Raw genomic sequence first — 12,650 nt, 5'->3', positions numbered from 1 at the left:
CTACATTTTGCAAATAGTATGTGATAAGAACATTACATAATAAGTAGGTGAAGGCAATGTTTCGTTATTTTAAGTTTAAGTTAAATGATACAGTACAGTTTGCCGAGAACGATGGGCATATGTATCGCATTGTCGGTTATCGGTTAGAAAAAGGATTTTATCCAAAAGATGAATGGACTCATATCATTTATGAACTACTTAGAGAATTTGACGGGTATACGATGGATGCAGAAGAGGAAGAACTTGTAAAGGTCGTTCAAGTAGAGGATGAGTATTACAAAATACAAGAAGTATCAGGTTATCGCTATCCAGTAAAAATGAAACAAAAACAACAAGTGATGAAAATAGAAAAGATGGACGATTTATTAGATGCTTACAATGATTATAAAAGGTTGGCGGATTTCTTTAAAGATTTATCGTATGAACAAAAAGCTGAAGAAGTATTATTAGAAATGAAAAGACTTAGAGCTTGAGGGGCAGTCTATTATAAGACTGTCCTCTATTTTTGACAGTGCATCAAAGTGTGTTTTCCGTTACAATGAGAGAATCAATAGAAATAAGGTGATAAACAGTATGGAAACAAAGAAAAAGGGCGAATGGTGTGAAATTATCGTTCCAGCTAAATGGAATGGTATAAGTATTGAATCGGTATTAAAAGTAGAATGGGAAATACCGAAAAAGCTATTACATCAGCTTCGTATGGAAAAAGGTGTTACGGTTAACGGGGAACAAAGAAGATGGAATGAGCTTTTAAAAGAGAACGATAAGTTACAAGTCCATATGTTTGCGGAGGAAGAGTACGGTGTAGATCCAGAATATGGTGAATTACATGTAGTATACGAAGATGATCACGTACTTATCGTAAATAAACCAGAGCAAATGGACACACACCCTGCTGAAAGAGGTGGAACCGGGACGCTTGCAAATCTTGTTGCTTTTCATTTTCAAATGCAAGGTTTAGAGACGAAGGTGCGTCATATTCATCGTTTAGATAAAGATACGACAGGTGGTGTCGTGTTTGCTAAGCATAGAATTGCTGGTGCAATTATGGATCGTCTATTAATGGAAAGAAAAATTAAAAGAACGTACGCAGCGCTCGTTGAAGGGAAAGTAAAGAAGAAACAAGGAAAGATTGATGCTGCTATCGGAAGGGATCGCCATCATGCTACAAGGCGTCGTATTTCTCCAAAAGGTGACCAAGCTATCACATATTATAAAGTAGAAAAGTATTTTAAGAAGCAAAACACGACTTTCGTAACGTTACAATTAGAAACGGGTAGAACACATCAAATTCGTGTTCATATGAGTCATAATGGTAATCCACTAGTTGGGGATGTATTATATGGTGGACAAACAAAATATATGTCCAGTCAAGCATTGCATGCGATGAAGATAAATTTCTTGCATCCAATTACGAAAGAAGCAATTGAAGTTGATGTGCCGTTTCCTACAAAGTTAAATAAAAAAATAAAAGAATTTCAAAAAGAAAATGCGTAAAGTATAAGTTTTAACTTGAAAAAAGTAGATTTTTGCAGGGATTTCTCTAAAAGAAGCGAAGCCGTTAAGAGAAAAGAGAGGTGAGAATCACTTGATCAAATATAAGTATGTACTTGGAATATTTTTCGCTTGTCTTTTACTTACTCTATTTCTCTATCCCTATTTACCAAATCGTATGGCAGTACATTGGAATGTAAATGGTGAGCCAAACGAGTTTATGAGTAAACAAGTTGTTGTAGCATTTATTCCCTGTTTTATTATTTTTTCATATGGATTTTTGTATATTATTTCACATAATATATTTAAGTTTAATGAAAGAGGGCATGGTATTATAGGCGGCTTTATAAAGAAAATTACGTTATTTATGTTGTTTATTCATATGCTTATCCTCTTTATTAATTTTAGGAAGGTGATATCCTTTCAAACAGGATTAACGATTGGGATTAGTATGTTTCTTTTTATGCTGAGTAAAGAATTTAAGAACATAAAAGGCAAAGAAAAAGAAAAAGAAAAAGACCCAATTAAATTACAAAAAATTCGTTTAGTGAGTAGACGAATTTTTCAAGTGATGGCATGGGGCATATTGTTTTCATTGTTTTTGAACTTAGAGTGGGGATTTTATGTATTGCTTAGTATAATAAGCTGTGGATCTATGTTGTTTATGTTATATATTTTCTATTCATACATAATAGAAAGCTATGAAACTTAAAAAAGAGTCTTCTCATTATGAGAAGACTCTTTTAATCTATTTACTTCGTAATAAATTGTTGTGTCCAGTAGTTGCCGCTTTCTACATAACCAACACCGATGTGAGTGAAGCCGTTATTTAAAATGTTTGCACGGTGTCCAGCGCTGTTCATCCAAGCTTGTACTACTTCTTCAGGTGTACGTTGGCCTTGAGCGATGTTTTCACCTGCAGATGTATAAGAAATACCAAATTTCTTCATCATATCAAACGGAGATCCGTATGTAGGGCTGTTATGATCAAAGTAGTTGTTTTTTTGCATATCTTCAGACTTAATACGTGCTACTTTGCTTAATTCAGTATCGATTTTTAGTGCTGGTAAGCCTTGTTTTGCACGCTCAGCGTTTGTTAATTCAACAACACGTTGTTCGAACTCACTTAAAGATTTTGCTTCTTCAGCAGGCTTTTGCTCAGCAGGTTTTTGTTCAGCAGGTTTTTGAGTATTGTTGTTTTCAGCAGGCTTTTGAGCTTCTGGTTTTTGAACTTCTTCAGCAGGCTTTTGCTCGGCTGGTTTTTGTTCAACTGGCTTTTGAGTTTCTGGCTTAGCTGTTGGTTGCTCAGTTACAACATTTTCAGTAGGTTGTTGACCAGGAATGAAGCAGTTTGGTTGGAAGTTTCCTTGTTGCCATTGTGCTAATGATTCAACTCCCATAGATTGTAAGAATGCTTGTAATTCTTGTTGGTTCATTTGTTTCATCATCACTTTTGAATGCTGAATATTTTGAACCTTTACGTTAGATGGTTGTACTGTTGCAGCTTGTGCATCTAGAGAAGATACTCCTAAAGTAAGAGCTGTTGCAGCAGCTACAGATAATAAAACACGCTTTTTCATGATGTGTGTCCCCCTATATAAAGTTTTAATTTGTTTTCACACGATTTGTTTTTGACAGCCTGTCTGACTGACAAATTCATCGTAGCATACAATTTGCGAGAAAAAAGATGGAAAAAAATTCATAGACTTTAAAATTACCTAATTTATCCTAAGAGAAGAAGGGAGCAAAAATAAGAGAAATATAGAGTATAAAAGGAATTTATAGTGTTTTTATACTTGGTTTTAAGAGGGGGTTTTTGGATAAAGTTACCTAAATAGAAAATGAAGAATCCTATTGTATCAATGGTTTGAACGATTTTTTGAGGAATATAATGGATTGATTTTTACAAAACTGTAATGTTTCTGTTGTTCTTTTTTATAATAAAGTAACATATTTTTAATGTTGTAGCAGACAAAAAAGCGGCTATCTCTTTACATAGACGAAGGAGATAGCCGTTTTCCTATTATTACGTATGTTACGAGTTATTACGAGTTAGTTTCAATTGCTTCTAATAATAAATCCACAATGTGAATTCCTCTCATTTTATGAGAAAGCCCTTCTCGCTCAATGCCCAATTTCATTTGTAATAAACAACCTGGATTTGCAGTAACAATGGTTGCTGCTTCTGTTTCATGCACACGGTCCATTTTGTAATCTAGAAATTCCATTGATAACTCTGTATGAACAATATTGTAAATACCAGCAGAGCCACAGCAACGATCGGCATCTTTCATTTCTCGATATGTTGCACCTTGGATAGCCTCTAGTAACATACGAGGTTCAGAAGATGTGCGCATAACATTGCGTAAATGACAAGAGTCTTGATACGTAATAACTTGCGGCGTGAGTCGTAAGTCAGTTCGCTTATGGAAGTCTAGTTCTACTAGTATAGCAGTAATATCTTTAATCTTAGAAACAAACTGCTTAGCACGTTCAGCCCAATCCGGATCATCCTTTAAAAGATAATCATAGTCTACAAGATAAGCCCCGCAACCACCTGCATTGGTAATAATATAGTCGATGTTTAAATCTTCGAATGCTTTTATATTTCGCTTTGCTAATTCTTTTGCTCCACTCTTTTCACCAGCATGTCCATGTAATGCACCGCAGCAACTTTGTGTTTTTGGAATAACGATATCACAACCAGCTAGTTGAAGAAGTTTCATCGTTGCGTTATTTGTTTCTAAAAACATCGTATCCATTAAGCAGCCTGTGAAGAATGCAACTTGTTTTTTCTTTGTACTTTCTGCAGGTAAAAATGAAGGACGATCTTTCATCGCTTTCATTTTAGGGACTTTTGGTAAAACGAGATCCATCGTTGCAAGTGTTTCAGGGAATAACTTCATAATCCCTGTTTTATGTGTTAGCGTTTGTAAACCAGAACGTTGATAAAATCCGATTAGTCCAGTTAATGTTCTCATTCGATTTTGATGGGGGAATAATCCTTCAAAAACGACTTTTCGAACAGCTTTCACTGGCACCGAGAATTTTTTATTTTGATTAATAATATCACGAGCTTCTTCTAATAAATGGCCATAATTTACACCAGATGGACAAACAGGCTCACAAGCACGGCAACCAAGACAAACGTTTAATGTATTCTCAACATCTTCATCTGGTTCGATTAAACCATCAACGACAGCTTTCATTAATGCGATACGTCCGCGCGGTGAATGTGACTCTTTATATCCGGATTGAATGTAGGTAGGACAAGTAGGTAAACAAAAACCGCATCGCATACAGTTTAGTAATTCATCTTCACTTAATCGTTCTTTAAATTCTTTTTGAATATTTTCTTTATTCAATGTCGTCATCGCTCAACCACCACTCTTTTTCGAGTGTCTTTCGCAAACATTTTTCCAGGATTCATAATGTTATTTGGATCGAAAGCTTGCTTTATTCCTTGCATAGCTGCAATACCTTCCTTACCTAATTTCATTTCTAAATATGGAGCTTTCATCGCACCAACACCATGTTCACCAGTAATTGTGCCACCAAGTTCAATTGCTTTCGCAAATATTTCAGCAAAAGCTTGTTCAGCTCGGTGCATTTCTTCTGCATTACGAGCGTCTGTCATACAAGTTGGATGTAAGTTACCATCACCAGCGTGTCCAAACGTACAAATAGGAATATTATATTTTTTTGCAATGGTATTAATAGCTTCAACCATTGGAGCTATTTGTGAACGTGGTACAGTTGCATCTTCTAATATTGTAGTAGGTTTTAATCGTGCGAGCGCTGATAGGGCACTACGGCGAGCGGTACGAAGCGCATCTGCTTCCGTCTCATCTTTTGCAACGCGAACATCAACTGCATTCATAGAGTGACAAACGTTAGCCATTTTTTCAATATCTCGATTGACTACTTCGGGTGGACCGTCTTGTTCGATTAATAAAATTGCTTTTACATCTGTAGGTAAACCGATTTGTGCAAACTCTTCTACTACTTCAATTGTCGGTTGGTCTAAAAACTCCAGTGTTGCTGGAATGATTTTATTTGCAATAATAGAAGAAACAGCACGTGCAGCTTCATTAATATCTTCATATAATGCAAGCATTGTTTTCTTTGTTTCAGGCATAGGAACAAGTTTTAATATGGCTTCTGTTACCACGCCAAGTGTTCCTTCAGAACCGATAAATAAACGAGTTAAATCGTAACCAGCTACATCTTTTGCTAATTTACCACCAGTGCGAATAATATCACCATTTGGTAAGACAAGTTCAAGCCCCATTACATAATCACGTGTTACGCCATATTTCAAACCGCGTAATCCACCTGAGTTTTCATTAATATTACCGCCGATTGTAGAAATTTTCATCGAGCTTGGATCTGGTGGATAAAATAAACCTTTTTCTTCTACCGCTTTAATAATATCAAGTGTAATGACACCAGCTTGTACAGTAATTGTTAAGTTTTCTTCATCAATTTCTAAAATATTGTTCATATGGCGGAAAATAAGGACGATACCGCCTTCAAGTGGACATGTTCCTGCGCAAAGATTTGTTCCAGACCCGCGCACATACACAGGGATTTTGTAAGTGTTACATACTTTTAACACTTCAGCTACTTCATTTGTATTACGAGGAGCAATGACTGCATCAGGCATTGCTTGGAAGTTTGGAGTGGCATCATAACTATAAGTTAAACGCCCCATATTGGATGTATCTACATTATCTTCGCCAACAATAGATACGAATGAATGAATAATTTGTTTTTCTAACATTGGAAATCCCCCTCAAACTGTTAACGTGTTTAGTTATAATAAACAACGTGGTAACAGTGCTTTCATTATAATGATAAAAAAGTCGAGGGATTCTTTCTATGTATAATCATCTAAAGATTAATCTGTTTTATCGTTCTTTTTTGTATAATTATCTAATAGGAGGAGTGCGAAGTATAAAACGTTTAAGTCTCTGAATTGTTTTGGATCAAGTCCTGTATGTTCTTCAATCTTTTTTAGCCTATAATGTAAGGTGTTAATGTGTATATGTAATTGTTTAGCTGTCTGTTTATAAGATTGGTTATAATCGATAAATAAGCGTAAAGTGTGCATAAGCTCAGGAGATGATAGTAAGCTTTCGATGGTACGCTCTAGAAATTGTTCACGCGTTTCGACAGAAATATCTTGTAAACACATTTCTAAACGTAAATCTTCATTAAATACAATTTTTTTCGTTTCCAATGATACAGAAAGAGCACGTAATGCTTGTTCGTAACATATGTTCATATTGTTTGGGGTAACTGTTTGCCCAATCCCGATATATAAAGGAATAGAAAATAAAGCTTCGCAGTCTTGTTTTAACCGTTTTAAAAACTGATAAGTTTGTTCTTTGGAGCTCATCGCTGTAAATAAAATAAAACGATCATTTCCCCAGCGAACAAATAGATGCTCTTTTGTTAAAATATTTCGTACATGTTGCCATATTTTACGCTGGAGCATTGTGTCATTTTTGCCAATAGAAAACAAAACAAGTTGTTTTTTCTTATATAAATCAATGCCAAGTGTTTTGGCACGATCAAGAAAACTCGGGGACCACTCTGTATTTTGAAGCCAATCAAAGACAAAAGCTTCATAAGAACGGTGCTCAAGTTCTAATTGCTCTAAAAAGTAGTTTTCATGAATTAATAATTCGGTCATCTTACGCAATATTTCTCCGTAGCGTGAAATATTTTCAGGTTCTCCGGTAATCCCAATGACACCGATTACTTCATCATGAAATAATAGAGGAAGATTCATCCCAGCCTTTACACCTTGCAATCGCCTTTCATCTTCTTTTGTAATGATGACGGTTTTCTTTTGTTTAGCGCAGCGGAGTGCACCTTCATGAAATTGGCCAATTCTTTCTGTATCTGTACTTGCGATAATAACGCCTTCTATATTAATGATAATTATATTTTCTGTAATTAGTCTGCGTACTTCTCGTACAATTTTATTCGCTAAATCAGGAAATAGCATAATTGACACACCTCAAATTCTATTTGTTGTACATTATATATGTAAATTGAGTAAGAAAGGGGAATTTCACACTTTCCACACATTTATTTGTTATTTTACAATTATAACGAAATCATCTGAAGGTGGAGGGAATCTTTTGAGAAAGTATGTTTTTCTTCTCTGTTTTTTATTTCTATTAGTAGGGTGTCAAGGAAGTTCATATACACCAATTGCTAAAGATAAAAATGTTATTATAACTACGAATATAAAAGAAGGCAGTATTAGTTTTATTGATAAAAAAGATAAAAAGTTAATTACGACATGGGAACTAAATGAGCCAATGGCTGGAATCACACTGCTTCCAAATGGCGATGAAATACTTGTATACGGTAAGCAATTAGAATATATGTATGTATATTCACTAGCGGAAGGAAGGCAAGTGGAAAAATATAAAACTGGAAAGGGCATTGTAAATGTGGTCGTATCAGCAGATAAAAAACAATTATTTGCTGCTGATCAAAATGTTCAAAAGGTAAGGTTCTTTACGATAAATGGGAAAGAGACAGGAAATGTTTCAACAGGAAAAGGGCCTATAACGATGGTAGAGTATCAGAATCGGTTATCTGTACTAAACTTTTATGATACGAAACTAACGACAATTGATACGAAGAAAAAAGAAGTTGCTCAATCCTTTATGATTCCGCCAGCATCAACAGGAGCGACGATTAGTCCTGATGGGAAAGAAATATGGATTGGCGGGCATGGTGATGGAAATCAAGTGAATGAGAAAGTATTAGTGTATTCTTTACAGAGCGGTGAAATGGTACGTTCTTTACACGCTCCATTTATGCCTGTGAACATAACGAAAGATAATAAGTACGTATATGCATTAAGCCACGGTTCGAATATGCTTAGAAAATTTGATATTAGTACGTATAAAGAGGTAGCTTCCGTTGAAATAGGCTCAAATCCATTTGCATTTTTGAAAAGCGGAGCAGAAGGATATGTAGCAAGTTATGATAGTGATGAAGTGTGCGTCATGGATATGAAGAGTATGAAAATAAAACAAACAATTAAAGTCGGAAAAGGACCGTTTCAACTCATAGAGAGGGAAGGGAAGGACAATGAATAAATATAGAGTGCTAGTTGTAGATGATGAAAGTGATATGAGGCAGCTTGTTGGAATGTATTTGGATAACTTTGGATATGAGTGGGGAGAAGCTGAAAACGGAAAAGAGGCTCTTAAAAAACTAGAAACGGATCATTATGATTTCGTTGTATTAGATATAATGATGCCAGAAATGGATGGACTTTCAGTTTGTAAAGAAATTAGAAAAACGTCAGATGTGCCGATTATATTTTTAACCGCAAAAGGTGAAGAGTGGAATAGGGTGAATGGCTTACGTATGGGAGCAGATGATTATATTGTAAAACCGTTTAGTCCTGGTGAATTGGTTGCCCGTATGGAAGCTGTACTAAGAAGATATACAAAGCAAGAACAGCAAGAAGAGATTCAATTTGGACCAATTCTTATCAATGAAAAAAGCAGACGAATTGAGGCGAATGGTGAGTCGATTTCTCTTACTGTAAAAGAGTTTGATTTACTATATTTTCTTTGTCAGCATACAGGACAAGTATTTAGCCGGGAGCAATTACTTGAAAAGGTATGGGGATATGATTATGCCGGAAGTACAAGAACAGTAGATACGCACGTGAAAACGATGCGCTTGAAGCTTGGAGAAAGTGGAAACTACATTCAAACTGTTTGGGGTGTAGGCTATAAATTTGAGGTGTAACATATGTTTACGATGGTACAAAAACTTTGGCTTACAGTAGTATGTGCAGTATGTGTAACAGTGTCCTTTCTTTATTTCGTATCTTTATACTCGTATGAAAAGTTATACGTTGATAATTTAAAAACTTCGTTAGTAATGGAAGGGAAAAGTCTTGCTGCTCAATATGATAAGCGTGAAGGAATATCAACTTTTGAAGAGAAAGTAAGATCGTTTGATCAAATATCTAGTTCAGACGTTATTTTCGTATCTAATCCGCGTGATTTAAGCGCATGTTTGCCTTTTGATGTGCATCATCATTCTCTTATAAGTGAAGGAGATAGGCAAACGCTATTAGATGGGAAAACTGTGACAAAAATAGGATATGAAGAACATTTTGACCGTAATATTATGGGGGTTGTCATTCCTGTATTGGAAAATAAAAAATTAGTCGGAATTGTCTATTCGTATATTCCTTTAAAAAGTATAAAAGATTTAATCTATGATATGGGTCTTATTTTAGCACCGCTAGCAATTGCTATGATTTTAATTACGATATGGGTTGGAAGAAAAATTATAATTGCAATTACGAAGCCACTTTCGCAAATGGAGCGGGTTGCAAATCATTTGGCTACGGGAGATTTTTCGGAGCGGATTACAGTTTCTTCAGAGGATGAAATTGGACGATTAGGAAAAGCATTTAATAAAATGGCAAATTCATTAGAAACAGAAGATGTAAAGCGTAAGGAATTTTTAGCAAATGTTTCGCATGAACTTAGAACACCACTTAGTTATATAAAAGGGTATAGCGAGGCTATTTTAGATGGTGTTGCAAAGGGAGCTCAGCAGGAAAAAGTAACTCAGCTAATTCATAAAGAAGCAGGTCGTATGCAGCGTCTCGTTCATGACTTGTTAGACTTAGCACAATTAGAAGGTGAGCACTTTCCGTTAAAGAAGCAACCTATCGTTTTTTCACAGCTGATTGAAGACGTATTAGATACGTATGAGATTAAGTTTATAGAAAAGGAAATTCATATTTCAACCAATTTAAATCCAGAGGTCATTGTCATGATTGATGAGGATCGTATGCAACAAGTGCTTCATAATGTGTTAGATAATGCGATACGGTATACAAATCAAAAAGGAAATATCGTTATAACTTTAGAGCAAATCGATGATTACTGTGAATTAAAAATAAAAGATACAGGAATTGGCATTGATATAGAGCATTTGGAGAATCTTGGGGAACGCTTTTACCGAGTTGATAAAGCGAGAAGTCGTCAACATGGTGGAACAGGTTTAGGCCTTGCTATTGTGAAACAAATTGTTCATATACATGGTGGACAGTGGAAAATTGAAAGTGAAAAAGATAAGGGAACAACGGTTATTATTAAACTGAATGTACAGGATGAGGGGGCATGTTCTAATTTTTAGGGCATGTTCTTTATATTGAAGAAAATATTTATCCCGCTATTCTCCGGTCAGTAAGACCCTCACCTCAAAATTCAGCGGAAGCAAAGAAGTTAGGTGGAGGCACTGCTGCCCGTAAAAGCCCGATTGGTGAGGGCTAATAATCAGTGGGGGATGAACAAAACCCTCACTGATTAAAGTTTCACTTTATACGTAAAAATATAAATTAATATGTAATAAATATCGAAAATTTGACTATTTTATGAACAAAACATTTGTACTTCTTATCAATTCGGTCTAAAATAGTTATGATGCAAAGTTCTTATAAATCGTTTCAATTGTTGTTTGGAAGATACTGAGGTGATTTAACTGGAGTACAAATCTATTAAACCGAAAAAAATTTACGAAGAAGTATCTGAAGCTATTTTAACAATGATTAAAAATGGTACGTTAAAACCTGGTGACAAACTACTCCCTGTGCATCAATTAGCTGAGCAGTTTCAAGTTGGCAGATCTGCTGTTCGTGAAGCGCTAAGTGCGCTAAGAGCGATGGGCTTAATTGAGATGAAACAAGGAGAAGGTACATATGTGAAGAACTTCGATTCTTCTTCATTAACGAAATCATTAAACAATAGATTATTAATGAAGAAAGAAGATATTTTGAATTTATTAGAAGTACGAAAGGTGCTTGAAGTGGGGGCAGTTCGAGTAGCGGCGGCAAAACGTACGGAAGATAATTTACAAAATATGAAACATTGGTTAGATGAAATGGCAAAGAGCATTGGAGATGAAAAGGCTGGCGAAAAAGCCGATTTTCAATTTCATATGGGAATTGCAGAGTCTTCGCATAATAGCATTTTGCTTGAACTCATGAATCATGTTTCAGAGATGATTGCTGAAACGATTGGTGAATCAAGACGCATTATTTTATATGGTGAACAAACGACATCAGAACGACTTATAGAAGAGCATCAAGTTATATATGATGCGGTGTTAAAACAAGATGTAGAATTAGCGCAGCAAGCAATGCTAGATCACTTAACAAATGTAGAACATATTGTCACAGGTAAAAACGATATAAATTCGTAATTTAATCTTTTAAAAGTTTAATTTTCTGATAAAATAGAGAAAGATTAAGTAAGCGTTTTCTTTAGAAGAGGGAGAGGATAGGCCATGGTTGAGCCTATTTCTTCTCTGCTAAGTCATCTGATGACCATATGTTTGTTGGTGGAGTTGTAAAAAGGGGGAGTAATAGTTATGAAAGTTACTTTATTTGTTACTTGTTTAGTCGATATGTTTGAAACAAATGTCGGTAAAGCAACGGTTGAAGTGTTGGAGCGTTTAGGTTGTGAAATTGAATTTCCAGAAGCGCAAGTTTGTTGTGGTCAGCCTGCTTATAATAGCGGCCATGTAGAAGCAGCAAAAGAAGCAATGAAACATATGATTGAAACTTTCGAAGATGCAGAATATATTGTTACGCCATCTGGTTCTTGTGCGACAATGTTTCATGAGTATCCACATGTTTTCAAAGATGATCCAAAGTGGGCTAAACGTGCACAAAAAGTTGCTGATAAAACTTATGAATTTACACAGTTTATTGTGGATGTTTTAAAGGTTACTGATGTTGGTGCAAGTTTACCAGGGGTCGCTACTATTCATAAATCATGTCATATGACACGTATGCTTGGAATAAAAGAAGCACCAGGAATTTTATTATCAAATGTAAAAGGATTAACTGTGAGAGATTTGCCAAACGTGCAAAATTGTTGCGGGTTTGGGGGAACGTTTTCAGTTAAGATGACTCCAATTTCTGAGCAAATGGTAGACGAAAAAGTAGATAGTGTAATGGAAACAGGTGCAGATTATTTAATCGGTGCAGATTGTGGGTGTTTGTTAAACATTGGCGGACGTATTGAGCGTTTAGGAAAAGAAGTAAAAGTAATGCATATTGCTGAGGTACTGAATAGTCGCTCATGAAG

Annotated in this window: 12 protein-coding genes; 8 read left to right on the top strand and 4 right to left on the bottom strand. The window is 35.4% G+C overall.

The features are described 5' to 3' along the window. The first annotated feature begins 56 nt into the window (after positions 1–56). The 3 genes from ACS2CR_RS02935 (at position 57) to ACS2CR_RS02925 (ending at position 2,206) form a co-directional block, all read left to right on the top strand. Positions 57–473: a hypothetical protein gene (locus ACS2CR_RS02935; RefSeq protein ID WP_000490301.1), complete on the top strand. Its 417-nt coding sequence runs from the start codon at positions 57–59 to the stop codon at positions 471–473. 100 nt (positions 474–573) lie between these two features. Further along, on the top strand, positions 574–1,497 hold the full coding sequence (locus ACS2CR_RS02930) for an RluA family pseudouridine synthase (protein WP_000448324.1): 924 nt from the start codon (positions 574–576) through the stop codon (positions 1,495–1,497). Positions 1,498–1,588: 91 nt separating this feature from the next. Continuing rightward, the gene (locus ACS2CR_RS02925; RefSeq protein WP_000598998.1) at positions 1,589–2,206 is read left to right on the top strand and encodes a DUF1648 domain-containing protein; all 618 of its coding nucleotides are present in this window, start codon (positions 1,589–1,591) and stop codon (positions 2,204–2,206) included. Positions 2,207–2,246: 40 nt separating this feature from the next. Here ACS2CR_RS02925 and ACS2CR_RS02920 read toward each other — a convergent pair whose 3' ends face one another. From ACS2CR_RS02920 to ACS2CR_RS02905, 4 genes are all read right to left on the bottom strand, one after another. Then, the gene (locus ACS2CR_RS02920; RefSeq protein ID WP_000747593.1) at positions 2,247–3,074 is read right to left on the bottom strand and encodes a CAP domain-containing protein; all 828 of its coding nucleotides are present in this window, start codon (positions 3,072–3,074) and stop codon (positions 2,247–2,249) included. A gap of 465 nt (positions 3,075–3,539) precedes the next feature. Continuing rightward, positions 3,540–4,868, bottom strand: coding sequence for a (Fe-S)-binding protein (locus tag ACS2CR_RS02915; RefSeq protein ID WP_053513376.1), 1,329 nt, complete (start codon positions 4,866–4,868; stop codon positions 3,540–3,542). After that, positions 4,865–6,277, bottom strand: a complete 1,413-nt coding sequence (gene glcD, locus ACS2CR_RS02910; protein ID WP_053513372.1) for a glycolate oxidase subunit GlcD — start codon at positions 6,275–6,277, stop codon at positions 4,865–4,867. Before glcD ends, ACS2CR_RS02915 begins: the two co-directional genes overlap by 4 nt. 117 nt (positions 6,278–6,394) lie before the next feature. Then, positions 6,395–7,519: a CdaR family transcriptional regulator gene (locus ACS2CR_RS02905; RefSeq protein ID WP_140159926.1), complete on the bottom strand. Its 1,125-nt coding sequence runs from the start codon at positions 7,517–7,519 to the stop codon at positions 6,395–6,397. Positions 7,520–7,646: 127 nt separating this feature from the next. On the opposite strand from ACS2CR_RS02905, the gene ACS2CR_RS02900 reads away from it, so the two are divergent. The 5 genes from ACS2CR_RS02900 (at position 7,647) to ACS2CR_RS02880 (ending at position 12,648) form a co-directional block, all read left to right on the top strand. After that, positions 7,647–8,621, top strand: a complete 975-nt coding sequence (locus tag ACS2CR_RS02900) for a YncE family protein (protein WP_053513370.1) — start codon at positions 7,647–7,649, stop codon at positions 8,619–8,621. Further along, complete coding sequence (locus ACS2CR_RS02895) at positions 8,614–9,285, top strand: response regulator transcription factor (RefSeq protein WP_001046400.1); 672 nt, start codon at positions 8,614–8,616, stop codon at positions 9,283–9,285. Before ACS2CR_RS02900 ends, ACS2CR_RS02895 begins: the two co-directional genes overlap by 8 nt. A gap of 3 nt (positions 9,286–9,288) precedes the next feature. Then, complete coding sequence (locus ACS2CR_RS02890; protein ID WP_025967036.1) at positions 9,289–10,695, top strand: sensor histidine kinase; 1,407 nt, start codon at positions 9,289–9,291, stop codon at positions 10,693–10,695. Between the two features lie 375 nt (positions 10,696–11,070). Beyond that, on the top strand, positions 11,071–11,760 hold the full coding sequence (locus ACS2CR_RS02885; RefSeq protein WP_254904472.1) for a FadR/GntR family transcriptional regulator: 690 nt from the start codon (positions 11,071–11,073) through the stop codon (positions 11,758–11,760). Between the two features lie 168 nt (positions 11,761–11,928). After that, positions 11,929–12,648, top strand: a complete 720-nt coding sequence (locus tag ACS2CR_RS02880) for a (Fe-S)-binding protein (RefSeq protein ID WP_000869150.1) — start codon at positions 11,929–11,931, stop codon at positions 12,646–12,648. Positions 12,649–12,650 lie beyond the last annotated feature (2 nt).

It is taken from the genome of Bacillus cereus group sp. BceL291 (genome assembly GCF_051776705.1).
GTDB lineage: Bacteria > Bacillota > Bacilli > Bacillales > Bacillaceae_G > Bacillus_A > Bacillus_A cereus.
The sequence above is the reverse complement of the archived record's forward strand: the minus strand, read 5'-3'. Positions and strand labels throughout refer to the sequence as shown.